This window comes from Nocardia sp. NPDC051929 (assembly GCF_044548645.1).
In the GTDB taxonomy this organism is placed as follows: Bacteria; Actinomycetota; Actinomycetes; order Mycobacteriales; family Mycobacteriaceae; genus Nocardia; species Nocardia sichangensis.
Genome location: NZ_JBIUCG010000013.1, coordinates 157,053 through 172,985 on the forward strand (window position 1 = coordinate 157,053; position 15,933 = coordinate 172,985).

15 protein-coding genes and 1 pseudogene are annotated in these 15,933 nt (G+C 67.7%); 7 read left to right on the forward strand and 9 right to left on the reverse strand.

Annotated elements, in window-relative coordinates:
* Positions 1 to 2 precede the first annotated feature (2 nt).
* Together ACIHAX_RS19005 and ACIHAX_RS19010 are read left to right on the forward strand one after the other, a co-directional pair.
* Positions 3 to 554 (forward strand): ferritin, encoded by a 552-nt coding sequence (locus tag ACIHAX_RS19005; RefSeq protein ID WP_397278758.1) that lies wholly within the window; start codon positions 3 to 5, stop codon positions 552 to 554.
* 71 nt (positions 555 to 625) lie between these two features.
* On the forward strand, positions 626 to 1,174 hold the full coding sequence (locus ACIHAX_RS19010; protein WP_355073293.1) for a ferritin: 549 nt from the start codon (positions 626 to 628) through the stop codon (positions 1,172 to 1,174).
* Between the two features lie 230 nt (positions 1,175 to 1,404).
* Here the strand turns inward: ACIHAX_RS19010 and ACIHAX_RS19015 are convergent, their stop codons facing one another.
* From ACIHAX_RS19015 to ACIHAX_RS19030, 4 genes are all read right to left on the reverse strand, one after another.
* Positions 1,405 to 2,325 carry a DUF5926 family protein gene (locus ACIHAX_RS19015; protein WP_355073295.1) on the reverse strand — a complete coding sequence of 307 codons (921 nt, stop codon included), beginning with the start codon at positions 2,323 to 2,325 and terminating at the stop codon, positions 1,405 to 1,407.
* A gap of 394 nt (positions 2,326 to 2,719) precedes the next feature.
* Positions 2,720 to 3,487, reverse strand: coding sequence for a glycerophosphodiester phosphodiesterase (locus ACIHAX_RS19020; protein WP_397278763.1), 768 nt, complete (start codon positions 3,485 to 3,487; stop codon positions 2,720 to 2,722).
* The gene (locus tag ACIHAX_RS19025) at positions 3,484 to 4,518 is read right to left on the reverse strand and encodes a DUF4328 domain-containing protein (protein ID WP_397278765.1); all 1,035 of its coding nucleotides are present in this window, start codon (positions 4,516 to 4,518) and stop codon (positions 3,484 to 3,486) included. The genes ACIHAX_RS19020 and ACIHAX_RS19025 overlap by 4 nt, the downstream gene beginning before the upstream one ends.
* A gap of 19 nt (positions 4,519 to 4,537) precedes the next feature.
* Positions 4,538 to 4,909: a rhodanese-like domain-containing protein gene (locus ACIHAX_RS19030; protein ID WP_379249755.1), complete on the reverse strand. Its 372-nt coding sequence runs from the start codon at positions 4,907 to 4,909 to the stop codon at positions 4,538 to 4,540.
* 517 nt (positions 4,910 to 5,426) lie between these two features.
* On the opposite strand from ACIHAX_RS19030, the gene ACIHAX_RS19035 reads away from it, so the two are divergent.
* The gene (locus ACIHAX_RS19035) at positions 5,427 to 6,038 is read left to right on the forward strand and encodes a hypothetical protein (protein ID WP_397278767.1); all 612 of its coding nucleotides are present in this window, start codon (positions 5,427 to 5,429) and stop codon (positions 6,036 to 6,038) included.
* Between the two features lie 58 nt (positions 6,039 to 6,096).
* Here the strand turns inward: ACIHAX_RS19035 and msrA are convergent, their stop codons facing one another.
* The gene (msrA, locus tag ACIHAX_RS19040) at positions 6,097 to 6,777 is read right to left on the reverse strand and encodes a peptide-methionine (S)-S-oxide reductase MsrA (protein ID WP_397278769.1); all 681 of its coding nucleotides are present in this window, start codon (positions 6,775 to 6,777) and stop codon (positions 6,097 to 6,099) included.
* A gap of 189 nt (positions 6,778 to 6,966) precedes the next feature.
* Here msrA and ACIHAX_RS19045 point away from each other — a divergent pair, with 189 nt between their 5' ends.
* The 3 genes from ACIHAX_RS19045 to ACIHAX_RS19055 all read left to right on the forward strand — a co-directional run bounded on the left by ACIHAX_RS19045 (position 6,967) and on the right by ACIHAX_RS19055 (position 9,498).
* Positions 6,967 to 7,590, forward strand: coding sequence for a superoxide dismutase (locus ACIHAX_RS19045; protein WP_039794275.1), 624 nt, complete (start codon positions 6,967 to 6,969; stop codon positions 7,588 to 7,590).
* Between the two features lie 310 nt (positions 7,591 to 7,900).
* Positions 7,901 to 8,428, forward strand: a complete 528-nt coding sequence (locus ACIHAX_RS19050) for a peptidase (RefSeq protein ID WP_355073302.1) — start codon at positions 7,901 to 7,903, stop codon at positions 8,426 to 8,428.
* Between the two features lie 293 nt (positions 8,429 to 8,721).
* Positions 8,722 to 9,498, forward strand: a complete 777-nt coding sequence (locus ACIHAX_RS19055; protein ID WP_397278863.1) for a TMEM165/GDT1 family protein — start codon at positions 8,722 to 8,724, stop codon at positions 9,496 to 9,498.
* Positions 9,499 to 9,820: 322 nt separating this feature from the next.
* Here ACIHAX_RS19055 and ACIHAX_RS19060 read toward each other — a convergent pair.
* Positions 9,821 to 10,249: pseudogene (locus tag ACIHAX_RS19060) on the reverse strand (TetR/AcrR family transcriptional regulator); the annotation flags it as partial.
* On the opposite strand from ACIHAX_RS19060, the gene ACIHAX_RS19065 reads away from it, so the two are divergent.
* Positions 10,224 to 10,991, forward strand: coding sequence for an SDR family NAD(P)-dependent oxidoreductase (locus tag ACIHAX_RS19065; RefSeq protein ID WP_355073304.1), 768 nt, complete (start codon positions 10,224 to 10,226; stop codon positions 10,989 to 10,991). The pseudogene ACIHAX_RS19060 and the gene ACIHAX_RS19065 sit on opposite strands and share 26 nt — an antisense overlap.
* 57 nt (positions 10,992 to 11,048) lie before the next feature.
* Here ACIHAX_RS19065 and ACIHAX_RS19070 read toward each other — a convergent pair whose 3' ends face one another.
* The 3 genes from ACIHAX_RS19070 to ACIHAX_RS19080 form a co-directional block, all read right to left on the reverse strand.
* Positions 11,049 to 11,867, reverse strand: a complete 819-nt coding sequence (locus ACIHAX_RS19070; protein ID WP_355073305.1) for a methyltransferase domain-containing protein — start codon at positions 11,865 to 11,867, stop codon at positions 11,049 to 11,051.
* Positions 11,868 to 12,039: 172 nt separating this feature from the next.
* Positions 12,040 to 13,998 (reverse strand): molecular chaperone HtpG, encoded by a 1,959-nt coding sequence (htpG, locus tag ACIHAX_RS19075; protein ID WP_397278772.1) that lies wholly within the window; start codon positions 13,996 to 13,998, stop codon positions 12,040 to 12,042.
* A gap of 27 nt (positions 13,999 to 14,025) precedes the next feature.
* A complete protein-coding gene (locus ACIHAX_RS19080; RefSeq protein ID WP_355073760.1) occupies positions 14,026 to 15,633 on the reverse strand; it encodes a TM0106 family RecB-like putative nuclease in 1,608 nt (535 codons plus the stop codon).
* Positions 15,634 to 15,933 lie beyond the last annotated feature (300 nt).

Sequence of the window (15,933 nt, forward strand, 5' to 3'; positions counted from 1 at the left end):
CCATGCCGGACATCGACGAGGCCGACGAGTCCTTTCCCGACTTGCTGCGCACCCAGATCCGTCACGGATTCACCACTGCCCAGCAGTATCTCGCGGCCGCCGTGTACTTCGACTCACGCAGACTGCCGCAGTTGGCCGGACACGCCTACGACCGGTCACGCGAGCACTACGGCAATTCGCTGCGCATGGTGCAGTACCTGCTGGACCGGGATCTCCCGGTGCAGATCGGCGGCTTGGACGAGATCGAGTCCACCTTCGAAAGCCCGCGCGGCGCGGTCGCTTCGCTGCTGGAGATCGAGCAGGTCCGCAGCGCCCGGATCAGCGATCTGGCCCACACTGCCCGCACCTGCGGCGACTATCTCGGCGAACGCTTCATCGGGTGGTTCCTCGCCGATCAGGTGAAGAACGTCGCCGGGATGAGCACGTTGCTGGCCGTGATCGACCGTGCCGACGGGCAGTTGTTCGACGTCGAGGAGTTCGTCGCCCGGGAGACACGGCCGCGGCCGCGCACCGATATTCCGGCGCCGAAAATGGCTGGAGCGGCGAAGAATTAATTAGGCAACACTAGCCTCAATAAGGCTGCACTTGGATGACACGGGTCTTGACCAGCGCTAATGTCGATGCCATGTCAAGCCATCCGGAATCACCCCGCAGCAAATTTCACAGCCTGTTGCACGATCAGATCCGGCACGAATTCAATGCCGAGCATCAGTACATCGCGATTGCGGTGTGGTTCGACAATGCCGATCTCCCGCAGCTGGCCAAGCGGTTCTACAAGCAGGCCGTCGAAGAGCGCAATCACGCGATGATGATCGTGCAGTACTTCCTGGACCGGGATATCAGCGTCGATATTTCCGGCATCGATGCCGCGAAATCGCGGTTCGAGAACGCCAGGGAGCCGATCGCGCTCGCACTGACCCAGGAGAAGACGGTCACCGAGCAGATCATCCAGCTGGCGAGCACCGCCCGCGAAGAGGGCGACTACCTGGGCGAACAGTTCATGCAGTGGTTCCTCAAGGAGCAGGTCGAGGAAGTCGCGAATATGACCACCCTGCTCACCATCGCCGATCGCGCCGGGTCGAACCTGTTCGACCTGGAGGAATTCGTCGCCCGGGAAATGAGCGGCCCGAGCGACGCCTCCGGCGCGCCTTCGGCGGCGGGCGGCTCCGTCTGACGGCGTTCGCCGAATAGGTGAAACAGGCCCGGTTCCGTATCAGGAACCGGGCCTGTCGCTGTTGGACGTTCTATCGGACGGCGAGTCGGAATGTCGGCGTAAACGACGGTTCCACCACATTTCGCAGTGGTTTGGCGAGTCTTTCCTATATTTCGAGCCGCACCGGCGGCAACCGGAAAACACCGCCGCCGACAAAGGCCGTTTCTGCCCAAGTCTCGCGATATCCGGGCTCAGCGCAAGGTGACCTGACGCGACCGCAGGCCGTCGCGGGAGCGCCGCTCGTCGGAGGTCAACGGGGCGTCGACGGCCAGCGCCTCGGACAGCCGCGCACCGAATTCGGCTGCGGGCTCGACCCATTCGTCGGGGTGTCGCTCGCGGTCCAGGTCGAAGACCGGGACCAGCACTCCGTGCGTGCGGAACGACCCCGCGAACCGGGAACCCTCGCCGAGGTGCAGACCGCCGGAGGCGTGCACCCGGGCCAGCGCCAGCATGAGCGCGTCCTCGTCCTCCGGCCGCACCCAGCGGATGTGCGCCTTCTCGCCCGCGTCCACCCACCAGGCGGCACCGATCGTGTCGGCGGCGAGCCCGAGCCGCGCCGAGGGCATGATCGCCTGCTTGGCCTGCTCGATGGTGGCGGCGACCTGCGGGTCGGGCTCGACCCCTGCGGGCACCCACCAGTCGAAGTCCTGGTGCACGGTCAAGTCCAGGCTCGCGGCGGGATCGATGACATCGGCCAGCCGCGGGCCTCCCGCGACGCTTTCCACCGAGGTCAGCGAATCACCGGGCTCGGCGGACTGGGTCCATAGGATCGCCGCGGCCAGATCGGCGGCCGGATCCGCGCCCTGGAACTGCACCTGCGCGCCGACGTAACCGCTGGGCTCGTCACCGGCGCGCACCAACGCGGCCACCGCGCCGGGCAGCACCGTTGCGAGCACGACCGGCCGCTCCGCCGCGACCTCGGCCGCCAGCGTCAACCGGGCGGTGGCCGAAGGAACGAATTCGCGCAGCGCGACCAGATCGCACTCCGCGGCCAGGCCCTCGAACGGACGGGTGACGACTTGTGCCGCCTGCTCCTGCGCCGCTCGCCGCTCGGCGAGACGCTGCGCCCGGTTCCCACCGGGCTTAGGACTGTTGCGCTTGCTTTTACCCACGAGGGGTCAACCTACCGTGTTTCTTGGCTGTGTTTGTTTTTCCAGCGCCTGCGGCGCTGGGTGTTCGCGGATGCTCGGTCTCGCTTCGCTCGAAACCGGGGGTTGAGGTGGCGTGGTCGCGGCAGGGAGCAATTGCGCAAACTAGTTCACCGGGTGGGCGTGGCGAAGAAGGCCGCCGAACTCGGCGCGGCGTCGAGCGCCGGCATCGACGTGGACGCCACAGAGATTCCGCTACGGCACCACCGCACCTGCGACGACCACTTCAATGCGCTCCGACCTGCACACCCCCCAACGTTCACCGCACCGTATTCCGCTCTGCTCGAGGCCGTGCGTCGCAGCGACGGACGATCGAGGATTTGTGGAAGCCACGACAACCCCTTCCGGCGGAACCGGGTCAGGCGGCGGGGAGCAGGGACTTGGTGCGGCCGGGGTGGTTCGTGGCAATCCAGCTGACGCCGAGGTCGGCGCACAGTTGGACGTCGTCGGGGTCGTCGACGGTCCAGCAGTAGGTGGCGCGGCCGGCGGCGGCGGCCTTGTCGACCAGGTCTGGGTGCTCGCGCAGTGTTTTCACCGAGGGGCCGACGGCTGTGGCACCGACGGTGGTTGCCGCCGATCCGCCCAGGTAGCGCGACGATTCGCCGAGCAGGACGGTGGGCAGCAGCGGGGCGGCGCGGCGGATGCGCCACACGGCGGTGGCCGCGAACGACATGACGACCGCGCGGGAATGATCCGCCGAGGCGGGGGTGGCGATGCCGAAGCGCTGGAGCTCGGCGAGCAGCTTGTTCTCCACCAGCGCGCCGTAGCGGACCGGGTGCTTGGTCTCGATGAACAGCTTGGTCGGCCTGCTACGCCAGTCCAGCACCAGGCTGATCAGCTCGCTGAGGGTCAGCACCGAGGCCGGATCGCCGTCGGCGCCGAAATTCAGTGCCCGCAGCTCCTCCAACGTCATCTCGCTGACCAGACCGCTGCCCGAGGAGGTCCGGTCGACGGTGCGGTCGTGCACGCACACCAGATGTCCGTCCCTGGTCAGCCGGACATCGCACTCGACGCCGTCGGCGCCCTCCTGGAGCGCCAACTCGTAGGCGGCGAGCGTGTGCTCGGGGCGCGCCGCCGAGGCGCCTCGATGCGCGACGACGAACGGCGCGCGACTGCCCTGGCTCACTTGGCCATAACCTCCTCCTGCTCACGGTCCTCAGCACCGTTGTCCTCGTGCGCGTCGGCGCCCGCCTGTGCACGTCCGCCGGGATGCACCGGCTCGATCACCGGCACCGCGGGGTCGACCGCGATCAGCCAGCGGCGCGCGGTCCGGCTGCGCCCGAGCAGGTCATGCCCCTCGATCGTGCGCAACACCCAGAGGGTCAGCAACGCGACCGCGGCGGCGACCGCGTCGGTGAACGCGGTGAACAGCACCCCGTCCGCCTCGGCTTGCAACGAATCCGCGGTCCGCCACAGTAGCGCGGCCACCGTGACGAGGCCGCCGAAGACCCACGAGGCCCACCAGATCCGGACCGCCCGTCCCGTCCTGGGATCACCCTGCAACGCGGCCACTTCGCTCAGGAAGACCCCCGGCCACAGCAGGTTGACCACCGGAATCAGGCAGCCGAACGCGAGCGCTCGCGGCGAACGGGGGTCGCGCCTGCCCGTGGCGGCGTAGGCCGAGCGCCTGATCTCGATCAGTCTTCCGACGGTGGCCGCGGCCGCCAGCAGCGCGAGCACGACCGCGAGCACTCCGGCGCCGATCACGAACGCGTCGGAGGCGAAGAGGACGGCGGGGTGGATCAGGCGCGTCCGGTTGCGCAGCAACACCCCGTAGCGCGCCAGTTCCGCGACGGCCGCGAGTCCGAAGACGACGGCGGTCGCGACGAGCAGTCTGATCACCGAGTGGGTCAACTTGCCGAACGGGCGACGCGCCGCGCCGCCCGCGTGCGGTGGCGGGTCGATCAGGCCCCAGCGCGGGATCTGCGTGTACCGAGGCGTGCGGCTCGGCGGGGCCGGTCGGACGGACGACTGCGCTCGCCGACCGCGCTGGTCGGGCTTGCGCGCCACCCAGCGGTAGTTGCGACGGTCGGCGGGCGCGTCGATCGGCCCCGGCGAGAGGAGTACGCCGCGGCAGCGCGGGCACCAGTGCATCGGCGCCCCTTGCACGGCCCAGCGCGCACCGCAGCGCGCACAAGGTTGCACCACCGTACTCACCGCGCACCTCGTTCTTTCGTCAGTAGATCTTCGCCTCGTGGTCGCCCTCCGCGACCAGCGGGCGGCCGGCGTGCTGCCATGCCACCATGCCCCCGTTGACCTGGATGGCCTCATAGCCGATGTGCGTGAGATATTCGACCACCTGAAGCGACCGACCGCCCTGCCTGCAGATGATGTAGAGATCCGCGTCGTACTCCAGCTCGTCGATCCGGGCGGGAACGTCGACCATCGGGATGTGGATCGCGCCCGGGGCGTGTCCGAGCCGCCACTCGTCGTCCTCACGGACGTCGAGGAGGATCGATCGCGGCGTGTCGGCCGACGCGGGCGCGCTGCTGTCGAATTCGGCAGGCACGTCCTCCACCGTGACCGACGGAACGTGGGGGCTCGTCACAGATTCGATCCTGCCATGCGTGGCGGACCGCCGTGCAGTTCCATGCCGGGGGAGCGACCTCGACAGCGAGCCACGACTTCGGGTATGTTCTCCCCTCCGGAACTCGACCGCGCACCCGCCCGATGCTGGTTGTGCATAACTCGGGCGAAGTTATCCACATAATCCACAGCTCGATCCACAAGGCGCAGGTGTCGAAGGCGTTTCACCGGATTGAACCGGCTTTCTAGCAACTGATCAGCTATCGACCTGCTGTCGTCGCGAACCCTTGGTCCGTTCTCGGCGTGCTTTACCTGATCGAAGTACGGATCAGCCCCTAACGGTCGAGCGATGCGAATGGCCGATCCGGGACTCCCCTCCATACCAATCCCGGAGCGGCCATTCGTCGCCGACATCGGAACCTGCGGCCGAAGAGGGTCCGATATCTACTTGGACGGCGCCGAGGCGCATTCGGTTCCATCGAATCCAGAACGCCGCCGAAATCCCGCGATCCGGCGAAGACGATCGGTAGCCTGGGCGCATGAACGTGAGCAGGGGGCTACGCCACGGAATGGACATCGCAGGGCTCAATATCGCGTTGTCCGAGGCCACGTGCCTCGGCCTCGCGATCGACGAGGCCGCCGCAGAACTGCGACTCGACCTCGAAGTGCTGACTCTTCCCGAACGCGGAACGGCGGCGGAGGACTATCGGGTGCAGGTGGCGTTCACCGGCGTGAGCCGGGTCGCCGCGTCACTGCGGACGCAGCATTGGGACGACCTGGAACCGAGGGTGCTGCCGCTGCGACTCGAAGGCCTGGACGAGGCGATCCGAAGTTTCGGCGGCGGGCGACTGCACGGTTGGGAGTTCATCGATCTCGACGACAGCAGCTGGGCGCTGTGGAGCGAGTTGCTCAGCTTCGACACCCGCATCGGTGATCGCGAATCCGCACACGTTCTGGAGTTCTCCCAGGAGGAGGGCATCGATCCGCGCGAATTGGACGTCCGGGTGTGGTTCGACGGCATCACCGTGTACGACGCGCGGGGCAAGCAGATCCCGCTGGCGGACTTCGTCGCGGGCGGCGCGCGGTGGTGGCGGGCGCACGATGCGGGCGACCCGCGAGCCAGTCGTCCGGGAATCGTGCCGCCGCTCTGAGCGCCGAACCGTCGCGAGTGAACCGCACTTTCGGGTGCGGTTCGTCGCACCTCGGCGCTCAGGCGCCCGTGCCCACCGGGCAGCTCACTCCGGTGGCGTGAACGGGGCAGTATCCCCCGGGATTCTTGGCCAGGTACTGCTGGTGATAGCCCTCGGCATAGTAGAAGGCCGCCAGCCCGGGCAGCGGCGTGATCTCCGTGGTGATCTGCCCGTATCCCGCCGCGGCCAGCCGCTTACCGTAGGATTCGGCCGTCGAGCCGACGAGGTCGGCCTGCTCGGCGCCGAAGGTGAAGACGGCCGAACGATATTGGGTGCCGCGGTCGTTGCCCTGCCGCATGCCTTGGGTGGGATCGTGGTTCTCCCAGAAGTGTTCGAGGATGCCCGCGTAGTCGATCACCGCGGGATCGAACACGACGAGCACCGCTTCCGCGTGACCCGTCCGTCCGCTGCATACCTCTTCGTAGGTGGGATTCGGCGTGTACCCGCCGACATAACCGACTGCCGTGGAGTAGACGCCGTCGAGTTCCCAGAAGCCCTTCTCCGCGCCCCAGAAGCAGCCCATCGCGACGACCGCGAGCTGGAGCCCCTCGGGAAACGGCGGGCGGATCGGGTGACCGTTGACGTAGTGGGTATCCGGCACGTCGAGCGGTTCCGCCCGGCCGGGCAGGGCTTGCTCGGGAGCGACCATGACGGGGTCGGGGAGGCTCAGACGCCCCACTAGTTCGTCGTACCACGACATGGTTCGATGCTACGCGTGCGTTTCCAGTGGGGCCGATGTGCGTGATGTGACGGTGCTCGACCCGCTAGGTGTGAGCGGCGTCACCGGAATGCGCGGGCGTGGGCCCGAGTTGGAATCGACCGGGTGTACGAATGATGGTTGGCTGTGTCCGGAACGGGGCACAACCAGCCCGACATAGGAAGGGACAACGTGGCCGAGTACACGCTGCCAGATCTGGATTACGACTACAGCGCCCTGGAGCCCCACATCTCCGGGCAGATCAACGAGCTTCATCATTCCAAGCACCACGCCGCTTACGTCGCGGGCGCGAACACCGCACTGGAGAAGCTGGAAGCCGCTCGCGAGTCGGGCGATCACAGCGCCATCTTCCTGCACGAGAAGAACCTCGCGTTCCACCTGGGTGGGCACGTCAACCACTCCATCTGGTGGAAGAACCTCTCCCCCAACGGCGGCGACAAGCCGGTCGGCGAACTGGCCGCGGCCATCGACGACCAGTTCGGTTCGTTCGACAAGTTCCGCGCGCAGTTCACCGCCGCGGCCAACGGCCTGCAGGGTTCCGGCTGGGCGGTGCTCGGCTTCGACACCCTCGGCCAGAAGCTGCTGACATTCCAGCTCTACGACCAGCAGGCCAACGTCCCGTTGGGCATCATCCCGCTGCTGCAGGTCGACATGTGGGAGCACGCTTTCTACCTGCAGTACAAGAACGTCAAGGCGGACTACGTCACCGCGTTCTGGAACGTCGTCAACTGGGCCGACGTGCAGGAGCGCTTCGCCAAGGCGACTTCGCAGGCCAAGGGCCTCATCTTCGGCTGAGCCTGTTCGGCACGCCGGAACCGGGTCCGCGAATCCGTCCGCCACGCGCGGCCGGATTCGCGGGCCCGTTCTGTTCTCCGGTGACGCGGACATGTTGCCGAGAACGCCACCCGCCCGGCGCGTATCCGGAGTCCCTGAGGTGGGGCGGGATCCGTCGAGTGCGCAGCCGGATTGCCCTCCTCCACGCCCCCGGACGCCCGATTGGCACTCTTTGGTACTTGTGTGCCAGGTGACTCGTGGTTCATATTCGGGAAATCCACACCAAAGGAACGGGCAAGGTCGCCCCCGGGTTCGACAACGGGAGGCAGGAATGCGCACGAACGAACCGATCGGCATCACGCCGTTCCATTCGCGCGGGTCGCTGCGTGGCTTCTTGATCTCCGGCCGCTGGCCGGACACCACCAAGGAGTGGGCGCAGGTGCTGGTCCTAGCGGTGCGTGTGGCCACGCTACCCGGACTGCTGACCACCTCGACGGTGTTCGGAGTCCGTGAGGACCTGCCCGACGACCCCGCCCCGGGCACGGTCGGCTTGGTGCTGGCCGAAGGGCCCGTGCTCGGCGACGAGGCCGTGGAACCCGGCCGTTTCGCCGACCATGTGCCACCGGCGTTGCTGATGCTGCATCCGCCGTCCGAAACCCGCCCGACGCTGCCCGAATGCGCGGGCGCGGCCTCCGGCTGCGTCTTGCTGCCCGGCGTGCCCCACCTGGGGCTGGAACACCGTGCCGCGTGGGTCGAGGCGGAGTCGGACGGAACCGTGACCTCGCTGGTCAGCCGGGTCGGACTGGACCCGATCAGCGATCCCGACACCGCGGTTCTGGCTATGCTGCTGGCCGCGTGAGGGTAACCGAAATTCTGCACGTGGATCGCCAAACTTATTGTGCGCATTGCGATTTCGATTACAGCGGGTTGGCACGAGCGGAACGTGGCGGTAGAGTCGCAAGCAGCGAAGGGGAGTAGCCCCCAATCACACAGTCGACATACTGACCCGCCGAGCCCGCTCGGGCCGGGTCCGGCTGTGTGAACCGGTTTCGGCCGGTGGGCGAGACCTTCGGCCTGGACAACCATTTCGTTGTCGGCCGGAGCGTCCCCATATCTCCGGTCGGCAGGCCGGAGACCTTGGAGCCGCCACACATGATCGCCACCGTATTGCTCACCATCGGCGTCGTCTTCCTCGCCGAGCTCGGTGACAAGTCCCAGCTGATGGCGCTGACGTTCGCGCTGCGCTACCGCTGGTGGGTGGTGCTCGGCGGCATCGCGACAGCCTCCGCGGCGGTGCACCTGATCTCGGTCGGCATCGGCTATTTCCTCGGTGCGGCGCTGCCCACCACGACGATCGCGCTGATCGCCGCCGTCACCTTCCTGGCCGTCGGCCTGTGGACGTTGCGCGAGCACTTCGGCACCGGCGAGCAAGACCCGGAGCCGAAGGCGCCGAAAGTGGGCGGTGCGCCGTTCTTCGTGGTGCTGTCCGCGTTCCTGCTCGCCGAGCTGGGCGATCGCACCATGTTCGCGACCGCCGCGCTGGCCACGGACTACGACTGGGTAGGCGTCTGGCTGGGCTCGACCATCGGCATGGTCGCCGCCGACGCGCTCGCCATCGCGGTGGGCATTCTGGTCGGCAAGCATCTGCCGGAGCACACGATCGGCATCGGCTCGGGCCTGCTGTTCCTCTATTTCGGCGCGGCGACCCTGCTCGGCGCGACCGTACCGGCGCTCGGCAGTGTCGCCGTCGCCGGGCTCGCGGCGCTGGCTCCCGCGCTGGCCGGTGCGGCGCTGCTGCTCACGCGGATGGCTCGCCGCTCGAGTCCAGCGCAGCCCCGTACAGTCCGCCACCCTGACGCAATAGATCCAGCAGTGGTTCCCGCAGCGCCTGCAGACCGCTCGAGTCTCCGGCCGCGATCCGAGCGGTGACCATCGAACCGACCGCCGCGGCCAGGGCCTGACAGGCGAAACGCTGCTGGTCGGTCCGCGCGTCGAGCACGGCGGCGATCAACTCGACGAATCGCTCTTGCAGCTGGGCCCGGCGCGCGATGGCGGCCGACCCCACCGCGAAGACCTCGACCAAGAACAACCGCGCGCTGGCCGGGTAGTCCACCAGATACTGGAGATAGGCGCGCAGGATCCGATCCATCCGAGCCACGGCGTCGGTATCGGCCGCCGCGTCTTCCCTCTCGGTGGCGTCGGCGATCCGGTCGAGCAACAAATGCACCGCGCGCTGATAGGCCGCTTCGAAACAGTCTTCTTTGGAGCGGAACTGCTCGTAGAACGTCTCCCTGGACACGCAAGCCCGCTTGAGGATCGCCGCGACCGACGTTCCGATGTAACCGTTCTCGGCCATGGCCTCCGCCGTCGCGACGAGGATTCGTTCGCGCTGCGAAGCGATCACCTGCTCCCGTGGCAGGCCGTGCCTACCTCGGGGGAGGCGTGCGCTGGTGGCCGATTCGGTCATTCGGTGACTCCGGGTGTTCGGTCGAGCTGACTGGGCTGTTCCATTCTGCTCGGTCGGTTCCGCCGACTTGCCGGAAAGGGCCCGCGCCGGAAACGAGTCGCGGGAGCCGTGCAGGGCCGTTCGCCGCGTACCGGTTAGGGTGCCATTGACGAAGGGCCAACTGGCTGTCACAAACGAGAGGACCATCGTGGAGATTTCGGGTTCCGCCGCCATTGTCACCGGAGGCGCATCGGGCCTCGGCGCCGCCACCGCCAAGCGTCTCGCCGATCTCGGCGCCACCGTCTTCGGGCTGGATGTGCCGCAGTCGATCGAGCGCGCCGGCGACAACGTGCCCGCCGGGGTCACCCTCATTCCCGCCGATGTCACCAGCAACGACGAGGTCGGCGCGGCCGTCGCGCAGGTCGTCGAGTCCGGCGCCCCGCTGCGCATCGTGGTCAACTGCGCCGGTGTCGGCTGGGCGGGCCGCATCCTGTCCAAGAACGGCCCGCACGACCTGGAGCTGTTCCGCACGGTCATCACGGTCAACCTGCTCGGCACCTTCAACGTCATGCGGCTGGCCGCCGACGCGATCGCCAAGACCGACGCCGTGGACGAGTACGGCCAGCGCGGCGTCATCATCAACACCGCCTCGGTCGCCGCGTTCGAGGGGCAGATCGGTCAGATCGCCTACTCGGCGTCCAAGGGCGGCGTGCACGGTATGACGGTTCCGGCAGCGCGCGATCTGGCCCAGTTCGGCATCCGGGTGAACACCATCGCTCCCGGCATCATCGACACCCCGATGCTCGCCGGCGTCACCGAGGAGTACCGCAAAGGCCTCGAGGCGGGCGTGCCCTTCCCGTCCCGCCTCGGCCGTCCGGACGAGTACGCGCAGCTGACGCAGTACATCGTCGAGCACGACTACCTCAACGGCGAGACCATCCGCATGGACGGCGCGCTGCGCATGGCGCCGCGGTAATTCCGCTCCGCAGTCCCGGCAGCGCGTGACCCTTCACCGAAGGGTCGCGCGCTGTTCTCATTCCCCCGATTTGTGGCCGATGCCGAGGTAGGCCGTGGTGGACAACGGGCAGTGCGGCCGGTACTTCTCGGCGAGAAACGCTTTCATGACGGCGGCGCGCCGCGCCCAGACCTCCGCGCTCACGTTGTGGCGCATGAGTTCCAACGGGGCGCTGCTGCGCACCATGGTCTCCCACATCTCCTCGGGGCTGCCGAAGGTGAGCGCGATCGAATGCCGCTGGATGGACACGGCTTCGAAGCCCGCACCGCGCATCTCCGATTCGAAGACCTCCGGGTTCTCCAGGCTCAGGAAGTTCGGTTGCGGCTCCTGGATGTCCGGGTCGGCCGCGGTCAAGGCACCGAACATCATCCGCATCAGCGGCGAGTCCGCGATCGGCGCCCAGCTCGACACCACCGCCGTCCCGCCCGGCCGCAACACTCGGAACAGCTCGGCGAACCCACGAGCGCGGTCCGGGAAGAACATCAGTCCGAACATGGAGAACCCGGCGTCGAAATGGTCGGATTCGTACGGCAGTTCTTGTCCGTCACCCACTTGCGCCCGGATATTCACCAGCCCGGCGGCAGCGGCGTTCTTCGCCAAGCGCGCGATCATCGACTCCGCGAAATCGATGGCGTCGACCTGCGCCACGTGGCCCGCGGCCAGCAGGCTGAGCGTGCCCGGCCCCGCCGCTACATCCACGATGCGCGATTCCGGCGAGAGCGAGGCGAACTCGAGCGCCCGCGCCGAGAACGGTTGCATTATCGCGGGTGCGAACTCGTCATATCCGTCGGCGACGAGATCCCACGGCTCGGCGACGGCAAGCGGGTTTGCGGACATGTCGTGACGATCCTTTCAGGCATCCACATCTAACCGCGCCACCCGGGGGCGAACTCCCCAGTCCTGCGAATATGCCATCCCGCCCGTCACCGTAACCGAGAAATGGCCGAAACGCCGCCGACCGCACCGGCCGCGACCGGAGGACATTGCCGGTCCTCCGGTCGCGGATGGTTCAGAGAGTGCGAGTGAGCCGATCGGTGAGGATGTGGGCGAAGTGCGCCGGATCCTTGAGTTCACCGCCCTCGGCGAGCACCGCCGTGCCGAACAGCAGTTCGGCGGTTTCCGACAGCTCGGTCGCCGTGCCGGCGTCGGCCTTCTCCCGCTCGGCCGCGTACGCGTCGCGCAGGCCGGCGACCAGCGGGTGGGTCGGGTTGAGTTCCAGAATCCGCTTGCTCTCCGGCAGCGCCTGGCCCGAGGCGCGATACATCCGCTCCAGCATCGGCGTGAAGTCGAACACGTCACCGACCAGGCAAGCCGGAGAGGTGGTGAGCCGGTTGGTCAGGCGCACCTCCTTGACGTTCTCCTCCAGCGTCTTGCCCAGCCACGTGAGGACATCGGCGAAGTCCTTGTCCTGCTGCTCGCGCAGCGCCTCGGAGGCCTTCTTCTCCTCCTCGGTCTCCAGATCGACCTCGCCCTTGGCGATGGACTGGAACGCCTTGCCGTCGAATTCCGGTACGGAACCGACCCACATCTCGTCGACCGGGTCGGTCAGGATCAGCACCTCGCGGCCCTTGGCCTTGAACGCCTCCAGATGCGGGGAGCTCTCGACCTGCTGACGGGTCTCGCCGGTCATGTAGTAGATCGTGTCCTGCCCCTCGGGCATCCGCTCCACGTACTGGGCCAGCGTGGTCAGCTCGGTCTCGGAGTTCGTCGAGGCGAACGAGGAGACCTGGAGGATGGTGTCGCGGTTGTCGAAGTCCGAGAGCAGGCCCTCCTTCAGGACGCGGCCGAACTCCTTCCAGAAGGTCTGGTAGCCGGCCTGGTCCTCGGCGCCCTGCAGATCCTTGACCGTGGACAGCACCTTCTTCACCAGACGCTTGCGGATCATCTGGATCTGCCGGTCCTGCTGGAGAATCTCCCGGGAGACATTGAGCGACAGATCCTGCGCGTCCACCACGCCCTTGACGAAGCGCAGGTACTCCGGCATCAGCTCTTCGCAGTTGTCCATGATGAACACCCGCTTGACGTAGAGCTGGACGCCGCGCTTGTGCTCGCGGGTGAACAGGTCGAACGGCGCGTGCGAGGGGATGAACAGCAGCGCCTGGTACTCGAACGTGCCCTCGGCCTTCAGCGGGATGATCTCCAGCGGATCGTCCCAGCCGTGACTGACGTGCTTGTAGAACTCCTTGTACTCCTCGTCGGAGACCTCGCTCTTGGGGCGCGTCCACAGCGCCTTCATGGAGTTGAGCGTCTGGTCCTCGAGGATCGTCTTCTCCTCGGCGGCCTCGCCTTCGCCCTCGGTGACGGTCCGCTCCACCTGCATGCGGATCGGCCAGGAGATGAAGTCGGAGTACTTCTTGACGATCTCGCGCAGCTTCCACTCCAGCGTGTAGTCGAAGAGGTGATCCTCCTCGTCCACCGGCTTGAGGTGGAGCGCGACCGACGTGCCCTGCGGGGCCTCGTCGAGTTCGGAGATCGTGTAAGTGGAGCTGCCCGCGTTCGACTCCCACCGGGTGGCGGTGGCCTCGCCCGCGCGGCGGGTGGTCAGGGTGACCTTGTCGGCCACCATGAAGGTCGAATAGAAACCGATGCCGAACTGGCCGATCAGCTCCTCGGCGGCGGCCTCGGACTTGGCCTCGTTCAGCTTCCTGCGCAGCTCGGCGGTACCGGACTTGGCGAGGGTGCCGATCAGATCGACCACCTCGGCGCGCGACATGCCGATGCCGTTGTCCCGGACGGTCAGGATCCGCTCGTCCTTGTCGACCTCCAGTTCGATGTGCAGGTCGGAGGTGTCGACGTGCAGATCCTTGTCTCGGAAGGACTCCAGCCGCAGCTTGTCCAGCGCGTCGGAGGAGTTCGAGATCAGCTCCCGCAGGAAGGTGTCCTTGTTGGAGTAGACGGAATGGATCATCAGCTCGAGCAGCTGATGGGTCTCTGCCTGGAACTCGAGTTGTTCGACGTGCTCTGTCACGGTCGCGATGGTACCGCCGTGCGCTGACTACGGAGCCGAAGGTGGGGCCGCCGCGTAACCCGCGACGGTCCCGGGCGACCGCGCATCGGGAACCTGCCGGAAATCGGCGAGACCGGCAACCTCCGCGTCGGCGCGGGTGGTCATCCATTCGCGCAGCACCTGGGTGGCGCGGACGTCGTCCTCGTTGTACTCCAGCAAACGGGTGCGCTGGGTCGCGTCGGGCGTGGCGCCGTCGTAGCCGACCGCGAGCCGGTACCAGCTCATCGACGCCTCGCCGCTCGCCTCGGGATCACGCCACGAGAACCCGGCGACCGGCGCGATCTTCTTCAACCCCTTGCCGTTCGGGCAGATGAACTGGTCGGAGACGGCTTGGAACATGTCCACCCATTGCGGTCCGTCCACGAACGCGCGCACCTGCTCCACCGTCGGCACGCCGGGCCTGCCCGCGAACCGGCGCGCCGATTCGTACAGCCACTTGTCTTCCGCCGTGCGCGAATAGCAGTACGCGGCAAATGTTCTGCCCGTCGCGGTCGCCTCGGCGCGCACCGTCATCAGCCAGGTCCAGAACTCGCCGAAAGAGCGGCCCTCGTCCTCGGTGGGCAACGGATCCCAGGTGACGAACGGGCGGTACACGCCGTTCAGCAGCGTTCCCCACAGGTACGCGCCGTACTCCTGGAAGCTCTCCAGATCGACGTCGACCTCCACATCCGCCCGCCGCACTTGCACGCTCTCGACCCGCCGCACCAGCGGGGCGCCGACGATCCACGCCCGCGCGGTGACCACGGCCTCGTCGAACGGGCCGTGCTGCCAATCCTCGGGCTCCTCACCCACCCACGCGGCGAGTTCATCGATGGTCTCGACGTTGTGCCTGCGCAGCACCTCGGCGCGGGAGCCGGGCGCCACCAGGCTGACGTCACGATGCTCGATCAGCCAGCCCTCGCAGCTCGGGCCATCGACTCCTCGCGTCCACCACGGGCACTGCCTGCACTCGGGCACCTTCGACGGGATGGTGGGCAGCTCGCCGCGCACCACCGCGATCCGGTCGGCGTAGCGGCGGTCGTAATCGGCCAGCAGCGGCGCCAGGTCGTGGACCAGGATGCGATCGAAATCGAAGCCGATGACGCCGCCGACCAGCGCGGGGCTGGCCAGGCCGTGCCGTTGCAGCATCCGGTGCAGGTGGGCGAGCCGCTGTTGGTCGCGGGGCTGCTGGCGTAGCTTGCGGTGCGGATCCGGTTGCGGGTCCCAGTGATACGGGTCCGAGGTGGTGGGGTGGAAGTCGGCGCGCTCGGGTTGACGCGGGTCGGTCACCTTGTGGTTCACCACGATGATCGGGATGTAGCCGCCGCGTTCGACGTCGCGCAGCAGGATCTCCGAACCTCCGCGCCTGCCGGTGTCCGGCTCCTGCGGTAGCAGTCCGCCCCAGATGTGCCGTGCCCCGATTTCGCACGCGCGCATCGTCGCTTCGGCGCGCTCGGCGGCGCGCAGTCCGGGATCGATCACCACCCAGGCATCGGGGTCCGCGCCGACCAGCGCGTCGCGCACTCGGGCGCGGTGTGCGACGGCGGCGTCCCGGCGCTGGCGTACGCCCGCGTCCTCGACGATCCCCGCCAATGCCTCAGGGTGCGCGGCGTCCATACGCAGGCGATGGCGGCAGCCGATCAGCGCCCTGGCATCGATGAAGGCGGCCGGCACGTCGGTGGCCCGATCCACGGCCGTTCCGTTGCGCTTGCGACCATCCCGGTCACCGATGTCCGAATCCACGCTAAGCAGTATGGTCCCTCCCCCCGACAGTGTTGAATTTCAGCGCTGTGTTGGTCTGGCCGCGACTTCGTCGCGGCGTGTTCGCGGCCCCCTTGTGGCGGGCGGGCGCGCCCCCCCCCCAGGGCCAAGCGGCGCCCACCCCGCCGCCCCACCGGCCGGTGGCCGGGCCCCCAC